Source organism: Cupriavidus agavae, from assembly GCF_004217045.1.
Classification (GTDB): Bacteria; Pseudomonadota; Gammaproteobacteria; order Burkholderiales; family Burkholderiaceae; genus Cupriavidus; species Cupriavidus agavae.
This window is the reverse complement of record NZ_SGXM01000009.1, coordinates 25,687-41,337: the sequence shown is the minus strand read 5'-3', so window position 1 is coordinate 41,337 and position 15,651 is coordinate 25,687. Positions and strand designations below refer to the sequence as shown.

Genomic DNA, 15,651 nt, shown 5'->3' with positions numbered 1-15,651 from the left:
CGAAAACAGGAGTTTCCATGGATATCAAACGATTCGGCGTCGAAGGCGGCACGGGCCAGGGCGGCTCGCACATGCCGTTCGCGCGCGCGGTGCAGGCCGACGGCTGGCTGTATGTCAGCGGCCAGGTGCCGATGGTGGACGGCGAGGTGGTCGAGGGCAACATCGTCACGCAGACCCACCAGGCCATCAGGAACGTGCTGGCGATCCTGGCCGAGGCCGGCTACGGCCCCGAGCACGTGGTGCGCTGCGGCGTCTGGCTGGACGATGCGCGCGACTTCCCGTCGTTCAACAAGATCTTCAAGGAATACTTCGGCGCCAATCCCCCGGCCCGCGCCTGCGTGCAGTCGAGCATGGTGGTGGACTGCAAGGTCGAGGTGGACTGCATCGCCTACCGGAAGCCGGGCGCCTGAGGACGCTGGTCCGGGCGCTGCCGGTGAGCCAGCCGGCGCCCCGGGCACCACACCGATTTCATCAACCCGCCGCTACGCACCAGGCATAGCGGCTTTTTCATAGCGAGAGCGGACCGTCCTGCTGGCCGGCACCCGCGACAAGGAGACGAGACATGGGTGCCGTTACGGGAACCACGCTCTTGGTGTACGCGCTGATCGCGGTGATCGCGCTGGTGATCCTGATTGCCAAATTCAAACTGAACCCGTTCATCACGCTCGTGGTGGTTTCGGTAGCCCTCGGCTTTGCCGTGGGGATGCCGATGGGCGATATCGTGAAGTCCTTCGAGGCCGGCGTGGGTGGCACGCTGGGGCATATCGCGCTGGTGATCGGGCTCGGCACGATGCTGGGCAAGATGATGGCCGAGTCCGGCGGCGCCGAGCGCATTGCGCTGACGCTGATCGACTTCTTCGGCGAGAAGAACGTGCACTGGGCCATGGTGGTCATCGCGTTCATCGTGGGCCTGCCGGTGTTCTTCGAAGTGGGCTTCGTGCTGCTGATTCCGATCGCGTTCAACGTGGCCAAGCGCACCAACACGTCGATGATCCTGGTTGGCATCCCGATGGTCTGCGGCCTGTCCGTGGTGCACGGCCTGATCCCGCCCCACCCGGCCGCGCTGCTGGCCGTGCAGGCGTACGGCGCCGACATCGGCAAGACCATCCTGTTCGCGCTGATCGTGGGTATCCCCACGGCGATCATCGCCGGCCCGCTGTTCGCCAAGCTGATCGACAAGCACATCAAACTACCGGCCGTGAACCCGCTGGCCGAACAACTGACCGAGGAAGGCGACGCCGCGCGCGCCGGCAACCTGCCGGGCTTCGGCATCACGGTGCTGACCATCCTGCTGCCGGTGTTCCTGATGCTGATCGGCAGCTGGGCCGACCTGATCGCCACGCCGAAGACATTTGCCAACGACTTCCTGAAGCTGATCGGCAATTCGGTGATGGCGCTGCTGATCGCCACGCTGTTCAGCTTCTACACGTTCGGCAAGATGCGCGGCTTCACCCGTGAATCGATCCTGAAGTTCACCAACGAGTGCGTGGCCCCCACGGCCATCATCACGCTGGTGGTGGGCGCCGGTGGCGGCTTCGGCCGCGTGCTGCGCGATTCGGGCATCTCCACGGCCATCGTCGACGTGGCCAACAACGCCCACGTCTCGGTGCTGGTGCTGGGCTGGCTGGTGGCCGTGATGATCCGCATCGCCACGGGCTCGGCCACGGTGGCCATGACCACGGCCGCCGGCATCGTCGCCCCGATCGCCGCCAGCGTGCCGGGCACCCGCCCCGAACTGCTGGTGCTGACCACGGGCGCCGGCTCGCTGATCCTCTCGCACGTAAACGACGGCGGCTTCTGGCTGGTCAAGGAATACTTCAACATGACCGTGGCGCAGACGTTCAAGACCTGGTCGGTGGCGGAAACGATCATTTCGGTGGTGGCGCTGCTGTTCACGCTGGCGCTGTCGACGGTGGTCTGAGGTTGTCATTCCCCTCTCCCGCCTTGCGGGAGAGGGGAGCAAACCGGCAGCAATTGCCAGGAAAACACCGGGCAAACCCGATTGCCCGTCTCCCCCACCCCCTCTACACTCCCCACTCGATGCAGCCCCTGCGATGCTGCACTTCCGGGAGATCTCCATGACGTTCAGTCTGCTGCGGCGCGCCATGCTGGCGTGCGGCGCCCTTGCTGTCCTGATCCATTCCCCGCTGTCCCATGCCGCCGATCCCGTGAAGATCGGGCTGATCGCGCCGTTCTCCGGCAGCTTTGCCGATTACGGCAAGCAGATGGAAGGCGGCATCAAGGCGTGGCAGCAGATCCATGGCGACACCGTGGCGGGCCGCAAGGTGCAGATCCTGGTCAAGGACACCACCGGGCCGGTGCCCGAGGTGGCCAAGCGGCTGGCGCAGGAACTGGTGGTGCGCGACAAGGTGGATGTGCTGGCCGGCTTCGGCCTGACGCCCGAGGCGCTGGCCGTGGCCCCCGTGGCCGAGCAGGCGAAGAAGCCGATGGTTATCTTCAACGCCGCGTCGTCGGTCATCACCACGAAGTCGAACTACATTGCCCGCGTCTCGATGACGCTGCCGCAGATCTCCGCGCCAATGGCCACCTGGGCCGTGCGCAACAACGTGAAGAAGGTGATGACGCTGGTGGCCGACTACGCGCCGGGCATCGACGCCGAGACCGCGTTCAAGACCAATTTCATCGGCGGCGGCGGGCAGATCGTGGAATCGATCCGGGTGCCGCTGCGCAACCCCGAGTTCGCGCCGTTCATCCAGCGCATCAAGGATGCCAGGCCCGAGGCCGTGTTCCTGTTCCTGCCGGCCGGCGAGCAGGGCGTGGCCTTCATGAAGGGCTTCCGCGAGCGGGGGCTGGCCGATGCCGGCATCCGCGTGATCGCCACGGGCGACCTGACCGATGACCACGTGCTGCCGGCCATGGGCGACGCCACGCTGGGCGTGATTACCTCGTTCCACTACTCCGCCGCGCACGACTCGAAGGAAAACCAGGCCTTCCTGAAGGCGTTCGCCGCCGCCAATCCGGGCGCGGGACGGCCCAACTTCATGGCCGTGGCCGCCTACGACGGCATGGCCGCCATCTACGAGGCGCTCAGGAAGACCGGCGGCGCCACCGACGGCGACAAGTTCCTGGCCGCGCTCAAGGGCATGAAGCTCCAGAGCCCGCGCGGGCCGATCACGATCGACCCGGCCACCCGGGACGTGGTGCAGACCGTCTATATCCGCAAGGTGGAAAAACGCAACGGCGAACTCTACAACGTCGAGTTCGACAAGTTCGAGGGCGTCAGGGACTCCGGCAAGTAGGCCCGGGGGCGTGGGATAGCCGGCGGCTATCCCGCTGGTAGAAATCTTTTATCGGCCTGCGGGAATGTGAAATTCCCTTGTGGCGAAAGCTGACCTAACCTTGTCTGGCGGCGCCGCGTGCGCCGCCCAACGACAAGAACTCCGGAGACAGCACGATGAAGCGCTCAGCCATTGCCGTGGCGGCAGCAGTGTTCGTGGCCGCCGTATTGCCCTCCCTGGCCGTTGCCGCACCGGCCGACAACCTCCAGAAGCTCCAGAGTTTCAAGCCCACCGGCACCGCGCCGCCTGAAAAGGTGCCGCAGACCGGCAAGAATGCCGACGCCATCGAGCAGAATCTCAAGGCCATCAAGTTGCCGCAGGGCTTCAAGATCGAGTTGTACGCCATCGTGCCCGAGGCGCGCCACATGGCCGTGGAGCCGTCCACCGGCGTGGTGTTCGTCGGCACGCGCAAGAACCGTGTCTGGCAGGTGACCGACCGCACCAAGCGCCGCGTGGCCGACGATGTGGTGCAGTTCGCCAGTTCCGTCACGTTCAAGGTGCCGAACGGGGTCTGCTTCTCGCCCGACGGCATCCTCTACGTGGCCGAGCAGAACCGCGTGCTGGCCTTCCCGGCGGCCCAGTTCTTCGGCGAGGGCGGCCCTGACGTGGCTGCCGGCGTGGTGGTGCCGCAGGGCAAGCTCGTGCCGGCCGAGTTCGAGAGCTTCAACCACGGCGCCCGGGCCTGCCGCGTGGGCCCGGACAAGATGCTCTACATCGCGCTGGGCCAGCCGTGGAACGTGCCGCCCAAGGACAAGATGGCGGCCATGAACAAGAGCGGCGTGTCCGGCATCATCCGCATCGGGCAGGATGGCAAGAACCGCGAGGTCTACGCGCTGGGCATCCGCAATTCAGTGGGGCTGGACTTCAATCCGGCCGACAAGACGCTCTGGTTCACCGACAACCAGGTGGACGGCATGGGCGACGACCAGCCGCCCGGCGAGCTGAACCGGGCCACCAAGGCCGGCCAGAACTTCGGCTTCCCGTGGTACGGCGGCGGCAAGGTGCGCACCACCGAGTACAAGGACGCCCAGATCCCGAAGGACGTGGAGTTCCCCGTGGTGGAATACGCGCCCCACGCGGCGGACCTCGGCATGTCGTTCTATACGGGCAAGATGTTCCCGGCCAAGTACCAGGGCGGCGTGTTCGCGGCCGAGCATGGATCGTGGAACCGCACCACGCCGATCGGGGCGCGCATCGTCTATACCGCCGTGAACAAGGACGGCACCGCGGGCGCCACCGAGGTCTTTGCCGAGGGCTGGCTGACGCCGAACGGCGAGTACATGGGCCGTCCGGTCGACGTACAGCAGTTGCAGGACGGCTCGCTGCTGGTGTCCGACGACTTCGCGGGCGCCATCTACCGCATCAGCTATTCGGGAGCGAAATGAGGGGCGCCCTCTACCTGACGGGCGCGCTGCTGGCGGCGGGCCTCGGCCTGCCGGCCGGGGCCGCGGTGGCCGCCGACGCCCAGGCCGGACGCGCCAAGGCCCTGCAGTGCCAGGCCTGCCACGGCATGGACGGCAAGTCCAGGCTGCCCGAGGCGCCGCATCTGGCGGGGCAGGTCGAGTCCTACCTGGTCAAGGCGCTCAAGGCCTACAAGACCGGCGCGCGCAAGGACGAGCAGATGAACCTGATGGCCAAGCCGCTCAGCGAGGCCGATATCGCCAACCTGGCCGCGTTCTACAGCAGCCTCAAACCCTGACGGGCCGCACGCCCTACCCCTGCCGCACCGTCACGAGCTGGTCGAGCCGCGCCGCATCGGCCAGCAGGGTGGCGCTGTCCGAGCGGTGCACCACCCTGCCCCGGTCCAGCACCACGGCCTGCCGCGTCATGCCCAGCGCCAGCCGGGCGTGCTGTTCCACCACGATCACCGCCATGCCGCTGTCGGCGATCAGCCCGGCAATCACGCGCTGCAACTCCTGGACGATGATCGGGGCCAGCCCCTCCATCGGCTCGTCGAGCAGGAGCAGCGACGGATTGACCATCAGCGCCCGGGCAATCGCCAGCATCTGCTGCTCGCCGCCCGACAGCTGGTTGCCGAAGTTGCGGCGCCGCTCCGCCAATCTCGGAAAAATACGATAGACACCGGTGATGTCCCACGGCCCAGGCCGCGCCACGGCACTCAGGTGTTCCTCGACGGTGAGCGACGGAAACACCCAGCGCTCCTGCGGCACCCAGCCGATGCCGCCCTGCGCCCGGCGATGCGGTGGCGTGCGGGCCAGATCCTGCCCCTGCCAGAGCAGCCGCCCGCCGCGCAGGCGCGTGAACCCCATCAGCGTGGCCAGCAGCGTGGTCTTGCCCACGCCGTTGCGGCCCAGCAGCGCCAGGCTATCGCCGGCGCCCAGTGTCAGGTCGATGCCGTCGAGCACCACGGCCTCGCCGTAGCCGGCGCTGACGCCTTCCAGACGTAGCAATTCAGCCAGATCAGCCATGGGCGGCCTCCCCGAGGTACACCTCGCGCACGCGCGAATCAGCCGCGATCTCGGCCGGCGACCCTTCGGTCAGCACGCGACCGGCCACGAGTACCGTGATCCGTTCGGCGAAGCGGAAGACCAGGTCCATGTCGTGTTCGATGAACAGGATCGTGATGTCGCGCGGCAACCCGGCGATCACGCCGAACAGTTCGGCGCTCTCGCCGGCTGGAATCCCGGCCGCCGGCTCGTCGAGCAGCAGGATTGACGGACGGGTGGCCAGCGCCAGCGCCATTTCCAGCAGGCGCTGCTTGCCATAGGGCAACGCGCGGGTCTGCGTGTCGGCATCGGGGTCGAGCCGCAGCATCGCCAGCACCGCCATGGCCTCGTCCACGAGCGCCGTCTGCGAGGCCACCGTGCGCGACCAGACGCCCGAGGCGCCCGCGCGCTCGGCCACGGCCAGCACCACCGATTCCAGCACCGTCAGTCCCGGAAACAGCGTATTGATCTGGAACGTGCGCGTCATGCCCAGCTTCACGCGCGCATGCTGCGGCAGCCGCGTGATGTCCCGGTCGCCAAGCCAGATCCGGCCCGCCGTGGGCGCCAGCGCGCCGGTCAGCAGGTTGATGAACGTGGTCTTGCCGGCCCCGTTCGGCCCGATCAGCGCATGGCGCGCGCCCGGGGCGAAACGCAGCGAGAGATCGGTATTGGCGGCAAACGCCCCCCAGGACTTGCCGAGCCCTTCGGTGCGCAATGTGGCGGTCATGCGTCGGCTCCCCGGTTTCTGGCGGAAACACTACGTCGCGCTGCCATGCGGGCGCGCACGGCACTGACCGCGCCCATCACGCCGCCCTTGGCGAACAGCACCATCAGTACCAGCAACAGGCCGATCCAGAACTGCCAGTAGACCGGATTGATGCCGGCCAGCACGTCCTGGGCGATCATGAACAGCGCCGCGCCGATCAGCGCGCCATAGAGCCGGCCCGTACCACCCAGCACCAGCATGACCAGCAGTTCGGCCGAGCGCGGAAAACCGAGCACGTCCATGCCGACGAACTGCGTGGTCTGCGCCAGCAGGCCGCCCGCCACGCCCGCGATGGCCGCCGCCAGCGTGAACACGGCGCGCAGCCGGGCCGGCACGTTGGTGCCAATGGCCGGCATGCGGCGCGCGCCCTCGCGTATGCCCCGCAGCGACAGCCCGAATGGCGAAAATACGATGCGCCGTGCCAGCAGGAACATGCCGAACAGCACGAGCAGACTATATATATAGGCAGTCTTGCCAAACAGGTCGAACTCGAACACGCCGAGCAGCTTGTCCATCGTCACGCCGGACAGGCCATCGACCCCACCGGTCACGAAGGCCGCCTTGTTGGCCGCCTCGAACAGCATCAGGCCGATGCCCAGCGTGACCATCAGCCGCGTCAGGTCGCCGCCGCGGATCACCAGGAAGCTGCCGAGCCATCCCCCCAATGCAGCCACGGCGGCGGCGGCCAGCAGGCCGCTCAGCGGCTCGCCCCAGCCATGCGCGGCGAGCAGTCCGGCCGTGTAGGCGCCGAGCCCGAAGAACGCCGCATGGCCCAGCGAGACGATGCCCGCGTAGCCCAGGATCAGGTCCAGCGACAGCGCGAAGAGGCCGACGATCAGGATCTGGCTGCCGAGGATCAGGTAGCCCGGCAGCGCGAAGAACGCCACCACCGGCACCAGCCAGAACACGAATTCGGCCGGATGCCAGCGGCCATCGGGCAGGCGATGGGGTGTCATGCGGCGCGCCTCCCGTACAGTCCGGCCGGAAAGGCCACCAGCAGCAGCACCATCATCGCGTAGATCACGAAAGCGCCAATTTCAGGCACGTAGTACTTGCCGGCCACGTCGGCCACGCCCAGTACCATCGCCGCCACCAGCGAGCCCCGGATGCTGCCCGCGCCGCCCACCGCCACCACCAGCAGGAAATAGACCATGTACTTGAGCGGGAACGTGGGGTCCAGGCCGAGGACATCGATGCCGAGCCCGCCGCCGAGCCCCGCCAGCCCCGAGCCCAGCGCGAAGGTCAGGCTGAACACCCGGTCCACGTCGATGCCGAGCCCGCGCGCCGCCTGCTGGTGATCCACGGCGGCGCGCACCTGGGCGCCAAAACGCGTGCGGGCGACGAGCCAGCCCAGCGCCAGCGTGATGGCCACCACCACGGCCAGCAGGAACAGCCGGTAGGCGCCCAGTTCCAGCCCGGCCACCCTGACCTGCCCGAGCAGGAAATCCGGCAGTTGCACGGGCTGCTGAGACGGCCCGAAGAACCACGTCGCCCCCGCCATCGCCATGAAGGTCAGGCCGATCGAGAACAGCACCTGGTCCAGATGGCTGGCGCGGTACAGGCGCCGATAGAGCGTGCGCTCGAGCAGCCCGCCCGCGAGCGCGGCGCCCACGAACGCCACCGGCAGGGCCGCGAGAAACGGCACGCCGAGCCGGTTCATCGCCACCACGGCCACGTAGCCGCCCAGCATCGCAAAAGCGCCATGCGCGAGGTTGACGAAGTTCATCAGACCCATCGTCACCGACAGGCCGATGCTGATCAGGAACAACAGGCTGCCGTATGTCAGACCATCGAACAGCACGCCGGGCAGGCTCGATAACACGATCCGGTCCTCATCTGTAGGGAGCAGGCGCCCTCTCCGGCGCCTCGGGGAATGGCGGCGATTGTTCAGTGTGCGCCGCTTTTTTGCAATCGGGCCGGACCCGCGCCGCGTGCCGGGGCGGTTTACTTCGCCGGGCGCACGCGCTAAGGTCATCGCACCTGAAACGCCGGGGATTGCCATGCCAAGCCATACCAGCATCGACCGCCGCACCTTCATGGGGATGACCGCCGCGCTGGCCGCGCTGCCCGCCGGCCCGGCGCTGGCTGCCGTCCAGGCGGCCCAGGCCGCCACCGTCGAGGCGCCGCTGCGCCGCAAGATTCCCGGCACCAACGAGCAACTGCCGGTCATCGGGATGGGCACGGCCGACACCTTCAACGTGGGCCGGGGCGCCGAGGAGCGCAGCGCGCAGGCCGAGGTACTGGCCATGCTGCTGCAGCGGATTCCGAACCCGGTGGTCGATACCGCCCCGAGCTATGGCAGCGCCGAGGCCGTGACCGGGGAGCTGCTGCAGGCGGTGCAGGCACGCGGCAAGGTCTTCCTGGCCACCAAGGTCTCGACCAATGCCGTGAACACGATGTCGCAGTTCACCGGCTCGCGCGCGGCGCTGCAGTCCGACAGCGTGGACTTGCTGCAGGTGCACAACCTGATCGACTGGCGCGAGAACCTGAAGCTGCTGCGCCAGTGGAAGGACCAGCGCAAGACGCGCTACATCGGCATTACCCACTACCGCGAAGACGCCCACCAGCAACTGGCCGAGATCCTGCGCGCCGAGAAGGTGGACTTCCTGCAGGTCAACTATTCGCTGGCCGAGCGCAATGCCGAGAAGACGCTGCTGCCGCTCTGCCAGGAGCGCGGCGTGGCCGTGCTGGTCAATCGCCCGTTCCAGGACGGCCGGCTCTTTGCGGCCGTCAAGGGCAAGCCGGTGCCCGACTGGGCCGGCGAGATCGATTGCCAGACCTGGGGCCAGTTGTTCCTGAAGTTCATCGTCAGCCACCCGGCGGTCACATCGGCCATCCCGGCGACCTCGAAGCCAAAGAACATGGCCGACAACCTTGGCGCCGCTTTCGGACGCATGCCCGATACCCGCGAGCGCGCCCGGATTGCGGCGGCACTCGCCTGACCGGCCGGCATGCCCGTGCCAGACACCTCCGAAAGCCCCGACACCGCCGGGGCGCCGCTGACCGGCCGCCTGCTCGGGCTGCGCCCCGGCGAGCGTCCCGCCGTCATTGCGGCGTTCCTGTTCTTCTTCTGCCTGTTCGCCAGCTACTTCATGCTGCGGCCCGTGCGCGAAACCATGGGCATCGCCGGCGGCGTGAAGAACCTGCAATGGCTGTTCACGGCCACCTTCGTCGTGATGCTCCTGGCGATCCCGTTCTATGGCGCCTGCTGCAAATGGCTGCCGCGCCGGCGCTTCGTGCCGTGGGTCTACGCGTTCTTCATTGCCAACCTGCTCGGCTTCGCGTTTGCCACGCGCGCCATGCCCGACAACGTCTGGCTGGCGCGCGTGTTCTATGTCTGGCTGTCGGTATTCAACCTGTTCGTGGTCTCGGTGGCGTGGAGCCTGATGGCCGACGTGTTCCGGCCCGGGCAGGCGCGCCGGCTGTTCGCGCTGATCGCGGCCGGCGCCAGCGCGGGCGGCCTGGCCGGGCCGGTGCTCGGTGGCTGGCTGGTCGGCACGATCGGCCTGACCGGTCTGATGCTGCTGTCGGCCGCGCTGCTGGCGGCCACGTTGCCGGGCGCCGGCTACCTGTTCGGCTGGCGCCGCAGGCATGGCGCCGGAGCCCCCGATGCCGCCGGGGCATCGGCCGCCGGCCCGGACCCTGCCCAGCCCGTGGGCGGCGGCCTGTGGGCCGGGCTGGTGCTCGTGGCGCGCTCGCGCTATCTGCTCGGCATCGGCGTGTTCGTGATCCTGCTGGCCACCGCCAGCACCTTCCTGTACTTCGAGCAGGCCCGGCTGGTGGCCGAGGCGTTTCCGTCGCGCCAGCAGCAGACCCAGGTCTTCAGCGCGCTCGACGCCACGGTGCAGGCGCTGACCATCCTCGTGCAGGTGTTCTTCTCGGGCCGCGTGGCGCGCCGCTACGGCGTCAGCGCGCTGCTGACCCTGGTGCCGCTGGCCGTGGCCGGCGGCTTCGTGCTGCTGGCGATGTGGCCCACCTTCGGCGTGCTGGCTGCCGTGATGATCCTGCGCCGGGTGGGCGAGTACGCCATGCTGCGGCCGGGCCGCGAGATGCTGTTCACCGTGGTCGATCCGGAGACCAAGTACAAGGCCAAGAACGTCATCGACACGGCGGTGTACCGCGCCGGCGATGCGGTCAGCGCCTGGGTCAAGACGGCCATCGACGCGCTCTCGGGCCACCCCGCCACCGTGGCGCTGGCGGGCGCGCTGCTGGCGCTGGCGTGGGCCTGGCTGGGCTGGTGGCTCGGCCGGCGCCACGAGGGCCAGTTGCCACCGGCCGGCAGCCCCGCGCCAGCGGTCAGCCCGGGCCCGACAGCCAGCCGATAATCGCTCACCGGTCTGGCCGCATCGCGCGGTTGCCCGTATAGTTCTGGCCTTCGCCTCACCTCATTCGCACAGGAGTTGCCCCATGAAGACCAAAGCCGCCATCGCCTGGAAAGCCGGCGCCCCGCTCACCGTCGAAGAGGTGGACCTCGATGGTCCGCGCGCCGGCGAGGTGCTTGTCGAGATCAAGGCAACGGGCATCTGCCACACCGACTACTACACGCTGTCCGGCGCGGACCCCGAGGGCATCTTCCCGGCCATCCTGGGCCACGAAGGCGCGGGCATCGTGACCGACGTGGGCCCCGGCGTGACGTCGCTGAAACCGGGCGACCACGTGATTCCGCTCTACACGCCGGAATGCCGCCAGTGCAAGTTCTGCCTGTCGCGCAAGACCAACCTGTGCCAGGCCATCCGCTCGACGCAGGGCAAGGGCCTGATGCCCGATGGCACCTCGCGCTTCTCGATCGACGGCAAGCCGATCTTCCATTACATGGGCACGTCCACGTTCGCCAACCACATCGTGGTGCCGGAAATCGCGCTGGCCAAGATTCGCCCGGATGCCCCGTTCGACAAGGTCTGCTACATCGGCTGCGGCGTGACCACCGGCGTGGGCGCCGTGCTGTTCACCGCCAAGGTGGAAGCGGGCGCCAACGTAGTGGTGTTCGGCCTGGGCGGCATCGGCCTGAACGTGATCCAGGCGGCCAGGATGGTGGGCGCCGACAAGATCATCGGCGTGGACCTGAACCCGGGCCGCGAAGCCATGGCACGCAAGTTCGGCATGACGCATTTCATCAACCCGAAGGATGTGGAGAACGTGGTGGACCACATCGTGCAACTGACCGATGGCGGCGCCGACTATTCGTTCGAGTGCATCGGCAATACGCAGGTCATGCGCCAGGCGCTGGAGTGCTGCCACAAGGGCTGGGGCAAGTCGATCATCATCGGCGTGGCCGAAGCCGGCGCGGAAATCTCCACCCGCCCGTTCCAGCTGGTCACCGGCCGCGAATGGAAGGGTTCGGCCTTCGGCGGCGCCCGCGGCCGCACGGACGTGCCGAAGATCGTCGACTGGTACATGGAAGGCAAGCTCAACATCGACGACCTGATCACCCACACGCTGCCGCTGGACCGCATCAACGAGGGCTTCGACCTGATGAAGCGCGGCGAGTCGATCCGCTCCGTGGTGCTGTACTGAGGACCGCCCGATGGAACTGCTGAGCGAACACGGCTGCCACGGCGGCGTCCAGCGCTTCTACCAGCACCAGTCGGCGGCCATCGGGCTGCCGATGCGGTTCTCGGTCTTCCTGCCGCCCCAGGCGCTGGTGCCCGGCGCGAAGCCGCTGCCGGCGCTGTTCTACCTGGCCGGGCTGACCTGCACCGAGGAAACCTTCATGATCAAGGCCGGGGCGCAGCAGTACGCGGCCAGGCACGGCCTGATCCTGGTGGCGCCCGACACCAGCCCACGCGGCGCCCAGGTGCCGGGCGAGGCCGATGCCTGGGACTTCGGCGTCGGCGCCGGCTTCTACGTCGACGCCACCGAGGCGCCGTGGCGCATGCACTGGCGCATGGAAAGCTACGTCGCCGACGAGCTGTTCCACCTGGTTACCGCCGAACTGCCGGCGGACCCGGCGCGCGTGGGCATCTTCGGCCACTCGATGGGCGGCCACGGCGCGCTGGTGCTGGCCCAGCGCTATCCGCAACGTTTCCGCTCGGTATCGGCCTTCGCCCCGATCGCCGCCCCCTCGCAGTGCCCGTGGGGCGTGAAGGCGTTCACCGGCTACCTCGGCGACGACCGCACCCGCTGGGCCCAGCACGACGCCACCGCCCTGATGGCCGCCCAGGCGTCGGCCCCGTTCCCCGCCGGCATCCTCATCGACCAGGGCCTGGCCGACAAATTCCTGGCCGAACAGCTACACCCGGAAGCGTTCGAGGCCGCCTGCGCCAAGGCAGGCCAGCCGCTGACGCTGCGCCGCCACGACGGCTACGACCACGGCTATTACTTCATCTCGACGTTCGTTGCCGACCATGTGCGGCATCATGCGGAGAGGCTTTGATTGATGGCAGGACCTACCTGAGACTGTTCAGGAAGGCTTCTGCCATATCCAGGCACTCCTCGTAACTTCGCCAGAATTCGCGGCGCCGGATGGCTCCGAACTGGTCTCGCATCAGGGCGGGACGTGCTTTCAGGCGGTCAATGAAAGCATCCGCGTGCCTGAGCAGGAAAGGGGCCACGTTCCGCAACGGCTGCGGGTCGGCCTCGATGACGACTGCCAGATCGAATAGGTCGCGGGCAGTGCCGCTATATCCCCGGTGGAATAGCTTTTTTGCCACGATCTCGGCGGCGGTCTCCACACGCACTGGCTGTCCCATGATTTCCCAGATTTCGAAGGGATGCTCCGTGAGGTTGGGCGCCGCCACGATGTCGATTTCGCCTTCCGGCAGCCTCAATCGCACGTAGTTGGCCTGCTCGATATAGTCTTCGCTGATGCGCTCGGCTGCCTCGCTGAGCCGGGGGTTCACAAAGCCCAGGTATTGCGGGTCGGGGACGAACAGGTCGATGTCGAAGGACAGGCGATGCTGGTAGCGCAGCATCAGTACGGTTCCGCCACCGAATGTCCAGAACGGCTCGATTCCACCGTACTTCCGCACTTCATCCATCAACGTGAACGCATGCGGAAATAACGATTCCCATGCCTCGCCAAGTAACAGCTGAACCCTTACTCCCATAGCCCATCCCGGGTGGCCGTGGTGGCCTTGGCCAGCCTGTGCAGGTTGCGCCATATCTCTGCCGGCTTGCGGCCGTGCTGTGCCGCCACTTCGGCCACCGCCTTCACGATCAGTTGCAGCGGCGCTTCATCGAGGACCTGCGCGACGTGCGCGCGGAAGCCCTGCGGCACCTCTCCGCTTGCCAACGCGGCGTCCAGCAATTCGGGGGTGAAGTCTCCCGCATAGCTGACGTTGGCGCCCCATGCTGCCATCCGGAGAGCGTTGGGAGGCTTTCCCCGCGCAGCACGCTCCAGTTCCGGGTCCTCGATCGATATCGAGAGCCCCAGCACGTCAAGCAACCGGACAAGGTTGTCGAGCGTGACATTTACCGTCCCGCGCTCGATACCGCTCAACGACTGCCGGGACAAGCCGGCCATGTCGGCAAGCCGCTGCTGAGAAATTCCCAGCGCCTGCCTTTTGCGTTGGATTGCTAGCATAAGTGATGAAATGTGCATAACAGGGGGCGGCATAATCATTTTTTGTCAAGTATAGTTGACAATTATTCGAGAGCAAACGGGTCTGCCTGACGGCTAGGCGAGCGTATGATTTCTGCTTCCCACCAGCCTCGTCATGCCATGACCACCTGCCGCCCCTCGCCAATCGTCACCCTCTCGGCCCGCCAGCTCTCCGAGCAGATCCACGCGAAACAGCTTTCCAGCCGCGAGGTCATGTCGGCCTATCTGGCGCATATCGCCGCCGTGAACCCGGGCGTCAATGCCATCGTGGCCTTGCAGGATGAGGCGGTGCTGATGCGCGAGGCGCTGGCGGCCGACGAGGCGCTGGCGCGCGGCGAATCGGCGGGGTGGATGCACGGGATGCCGCAGGCGCCCAAGGACCTGGCGATGACGCGGGGGATTCGCACCACCTACGGCTCGCCGATCTTCCGGGACAACGTGCCGGCCACCGACTCCGTGGTGGTGGAGCGGGTGCGCAAGGCCGGTGCCATCCTGATCGGCAAGACCAACACGCCGGAGTTCGGCCTCGGGTCGCACACGTTCAACCCGGTCTATGGCGCCACGCTCAATCCCTACGATCCCACGCGGTCGGCGGGCGGCAGCAGTGGCGGCGCGGCGGCGGCGCTGGCGTTGCGGATGCTGCCGGTGGCCGATGGCAGCGACTTCGGCGGCTCGCTGCGCAATCCGGCCGGCTTCTGCAACGTGTATGGCTTCCGCCCGTCGATGGGCCGCGTGCCGTATGGTCCGGCCCCCGAACTGTTCCTGCCGCAACTGGGGTGCGAGGGCCCGATGGCGCGCAACGTCGCGGACCTGGCGCTGCTGCTGGCCACGCAATCCGGTCCCGACGACCGCACCCCGCAGGCCCTGCCGGCGGACCCCGTGCTGTCGACGCTGACGCCCCGGAACGTCGCCAGCGTGCTCGACGTGGACCTGAGCGGCAAGCGCGTGGCGTGGCTGGGCGACTGGAATGGCTATCTGCCGATGGAAGACGGCATCCTGCCGCTCTGCGAGCAGGCGCTGCGTTTTTTTCCCGATTTCGGCGTGTCGGTCGAATCGATTGCGCCGCCCTACCCGCCCGAGAAAATCTGGCAGACATGGCTCGTGCATCGGCATTTCCTGACCGGCAATGCGCGGATGGCGTTGTACACGAACCCGGCCACGCGGGCGCAGCTCAAGCCCGAAGCCATCTGGGAGATCGAAGGCTCGCTCGACATGCCGGCCACTGACCTGTACGCGGCCAGCGTGCAGCGCAGCGCATGGCACCAGGCGCTGCAGCGCACCTTTACCCGGTTCGACTACATCGCCGTGCCCACCGCTCAGGTGTTTCCGTTCGATGTGACCGAGCACTGGCCGACATCGATCGCGGGCCGGCAGATGGATACCTACCACCGGTGGATGGAGGTGGTGGTGGCCTGGACGCTGTCGGGCTGCCCGGTCATCAGCGTGCCCGTGGGCTTCAGCGCCGAGGGCCTGCCGATGGGCATGCAGCTGATCGGGCGTCCGCGCGACGACCTCAGTGTGCTGCGGCTGGCGGCAGCGTACGAGAAGGTGCGCGACTGGGTGGGCGATAGGCTGCCGGGGGCGCTGACGGGCTGAAGC

At 67.6% G+C, this 15,651-nt stretch carries 16 protein-coding genes; 10 read left to right on the top strand and 6 right to left on the bottom strand.

The annotated features are described in order from the left end of the window. The first annotated feature begins 17 nt into the window (after window positions 1-17). The 5 genes from EV147_RS22165 to EV147_RS22145 all read left to right on the top strand — a co-directional run bounded on the left by EV147_RS22165 (window position 18) and on the right by EV147_RS22145 (window position 4,998). On the top strand, window positions 18-410 hold the full coding sequence (locus EV147_RS22165; protein WP_130393371.1) for a RidA family protein: 393 nt from the start codon (window positions 18-20) through the stop codon (window positions 408-410). Window positions 411-562: 152 nt separating this feature from the next. Then, window positions 563-1,921 carry a GntP family permease gene (locus tag EV147_RS22160; protein ID WP_130393370.1) on the top strand — a complete coding sequence of 453 codons (1,359 nt, stop codon included), beginning with the start codon at window positions 563-565 and terminating at the stop codon, window positions 1,919-1,921. A gap of 157 nt (window positions 1,922-2,078) precedes the next feature. Beyond that, a complete protein-coding gene (locus EV147_RS22155) occupies window positions 2,079-3,260 on the top strand; it encodes an ABC transporter substrate-binding protein (RefSeq protein WP_130393369.1) in 1,182 nt (393 codons plus the stop codon). 155 nt (window positions 3,261-3,415) lie between these two features. After that, window positions 3,416-4,684 (top strand): PQQ-dependent sugar dehydrogenase, encoded by a 1,269-nt coding sequence (locus tag EV147_RS22150; protein WP_130393368.1) that lies wholly within the window; start codon window positions 3,416-3,418, stop codon window positions 4,682-4,684. Further along, complete coding sequence (locus EV147_RS22145) at window positions 4,681-4,998, top strand: c-type cytochrome (protein ID WP_130393367.1); 318 nt, start codon at window positions 4,681-4,683, stop codon at window positions 4,996-4,998. Before EV147_RS22150 ends, EV147_RS22145 begins: the two co-directional genes overlap by 4 nt. 13 nt (window positions 4,999-5,011) lie before the next feature. On the opposite strand, the gene EV147_RS22140 is transcribed toward EV147_RS22145, so the two are convergent. The 4 genes from EV147_RS22140 to EV147_RS22125 are packed head-to-tail and all read right to left on the bottom strand — an operon-like array spanning window position 5,012 to window position 8,334. Beyond that, a complete protein-coding gene (locus EV147_RS22140; RefSeq protein WP_130393497.1) occupies window positions 5,012-5,719 on the bottom strand; it encodes an ABC transporter ATP-binding protein in 708 nt (235 codons plus the stop codon). 1 nt (window position 5,720) lies between these two features. Then, a complete protein-coding gene (locus EV147_RS22135; RefSeq protein ID WP_130393366.1) occupies window positions 5,721-6,473 on the bottom strand; it encodes an ABC transporter ATP-binding protein in 753 nt (250 codons plus the stop codon). After that, entirely contained in the window at window positions 6,470-7,468 is a 999-nt protein-coding gene (locus EV147_RS22130) for a branched-chain amino acid ABC transporter permease (protein WP_130393365.1), read from the bottom strand. The genes EV147_RS22135 and EV147_RS22130 overlap by 4 nt, the downstream gene beginning before the upstream one ends. Continuing rightward, window positions 7,465-8,334 (bottom strand): branched-chain amino acid ABC transporter permease, encoded by an 870-nt coding sequence (locus EV147_RS22125; protein ID WP_130393364.1) that lies wholly within the window; start codon window positions 8,332-8,334, stop codon window positions 7,465-7,467. The genes EV147_RS22130 and EV147_RS22125 overlap by 4 nt, the downstream gene beginning before the upstream one ends. 178 nt (window positions 8,335-8,512) lie before the next feature. Here EV147_RS22125 and EV147_RS22120 point away from each other — a divergent pair, with 178 nt between their 5' ends. The 4 genes from EV147_RS22120 (at window position 8,513) to fghA (ending at window position 12,885) form a co-directional block, all read left to right on the top strand. Continuing rightward, window positions 8,513-9,454: an aldo/keto reductase gene (locus EV147_RS22120; RefSeq protein WP_130393363.1), complete on the top strand. Its 942-nt coding sequence runs from the start codon at window positions 8,513-8,515 to the stop codon at window positions 9,452-9,454. A 9-nt stretch (window positions 9,455-9,463) separates the two neighbouring features. After that, complete coding sequence (locus tag EV147_RS22115) at window positions 9,464-10,837, top strand: NTP/NDP exchange transporter (protein WP_130393362.1); 1,374 nt, start codon at window positions 9,464-9,466, stop codon at window positions 10,835-10,837. A gap of 82 nt (window positions 10,838-10,919) precedes the next feature. After that, on the top strand, window positions 10,920-12,026 hold the full coding sequence (locus tag EV147_RS22110; RefSeq protein ID WP_130393361.1) for an S-(hydroxymethyl)glutathione dehydrogenase/class III alcohol dehydrogenase: 1,107 nt from the start codon (window positions 10,920-10,922) through the stop codon (window positions 12,024-12,026). Window positions 12,027-12,036: 10 nt separating this feature from the next. Next, window positions 12,037-12,885, top strand: coding sequence for an S-formylglutathione hydrolase (gene fghA / locus EV147_RS22105; RefSeq protein ID WP_130393360.1), 849 nt, complete (start codon window positions 12,037-12,039; stop codon window positions 12,883-12,885). Window positions 12,886-12,898: 13 nt separating this feature from the next. Here fghA and EV147_RS22100 read toward each other — a convergent pair whose 3' ends face one another. Next, the gene (locus EV147_RS22100) at window positions 12,899-13,489 is read right to left on the bottom strand and encodes a nucleotidyl transferase AbiEii/AbiGii toxin family protein (protein ID WP_328591152.1); all 591 of its coding nucleotides are present in this window, start codon (window positions 13,487-13,489) and stop codon (window positions 12,899-12,901) included. Window positions 13,490-13,548: 59 nt separating this feature from the next. Beyond that, the gene (locus EV147_RS22095; protein WP_235844917.1) at window positions 13,549-14,034 is read right to left on the bottom strand and encodes a helix-turn-helix domain-containing protein; all 486 of its coding nucleotides are present in this window, start codon (window positions 14,032-14,034) and stop codon (window positions 13,549-13,551) included. A 105-nt stretch (window positions 14,035-14,139) separates the two neighbouring features. Here EV147_RS22095 and EV147_RS22090 point away from each other — a divergent pair, with 105 nt between their 5' ends. Further along, a complete protein-coding gene (locus tag EV147_RS22090) occupies window positions 14,140-15,648 on the top strand; it encodes an amidase (RefSeq protein ID WP_235844915.1) in 1,509 nt (502 codons plus the stop codon). Window positions 15,649-15,651: the final 3 nt, after the last annotated feature.

Bases quoted from the DNA above. Each gene is read 5' to 3' on its own strand.
- fghA (WP_130393360.1), top strand. From the start codon at position 12,037: ATGGAACTGCTGAGCGAACACGGCTGCCACGGCGGCGTCCAGCGCTTC.
- EV147_RS22095 (WP_235844917.1), bottom strand. From the start codon at position 14,034: ATGCTAGCAATCCAACGCAAAAGGCAGGCGCTGGGAATTTCTCAGCAG.
- EV147_RS22150 (WP_130393368.1), top strand. From the start codon at position 3,416: ATGAAGCGCTCAGCCATTGCCGTGGCGGCAGCAGTGTTCGTGGCCGCC.
- EV147_RS22120 (WP_130393363.1), top strand. From the start codon at position 8,513: ATGCCAAGCCATACCAGCATCGACCGCCGCACCTTCATGGGGATGACC.
- EV147_RS22160 (WP_130393370.1), top strand. From the start codon at position 563: ATGGGTGCCGTTACGGGAACCACGCTCTTGGTGTACGCGCTGATCGCG.
- EV147_RS22090 (WP_235844915.1), top strand. From the start codon at position 14,140: ATGATTTCTGCTTCCCACCAGCCTCGTCATGCCATGACCACCTGCCGC.
- EV147_RS22165 (WP_130393371.1), top strand. From the start codon at position 18: ATGGATATCAAACGATTCGGCGTCGAAGGCGGCACGGGCCAGGGCGGC.
- EV147_RS22155 (WP_130393369.1), top strand. From the start codon at position 2,079: ATGACGTTCAGTCTGCTGCGGCGCGCCATGCTGGCGTGCGGCGCCCTT.
- EV147_RS22130 (WP_130393365.1), bottom strand. From the start codon at position 7,468: ATGACACCCCATCGCCTGCCCGATGGCCGCTGGCATCCGGCCGAATTC.
- EV147_RS22110 (WP_130393361.1), top strand. From the start codon at position 10,920: ATGAAGACCAAAGCCGCCATCGCCTGGAAAGCCGGCGCCCCGCTCACC.
- EV147_RS22100 (WP_328591152.1), bottom strand. From the start codon at position 13,489: ATGGATGAAGTGCGGAAGTACGGTGGAATCGAGCCGTTCTGGACATTC.
- EV147_RS22145 (WP_130393367.1), top strand. From the start codon at position 4,681: ATGAGGGGCGCCCTCTACCTGACGGGCGCGCTGCTGGCGGCGGGCCTC.
- EV147_RS22115 (WP_130393362.1), top strand. From the start codon at position 9,464: ATGCCCGTGCCAGACACCTCCGAAAGCCCCGACACCGCCGGGGCGCCG.
- EV147_RS22135 (WP_130393366.1), bottom strand. From the start codon at position 6,473: ATGACCGCCACATTGCGCACCGAAGGGCTCGGCAAGTCCTGGGGGGCG.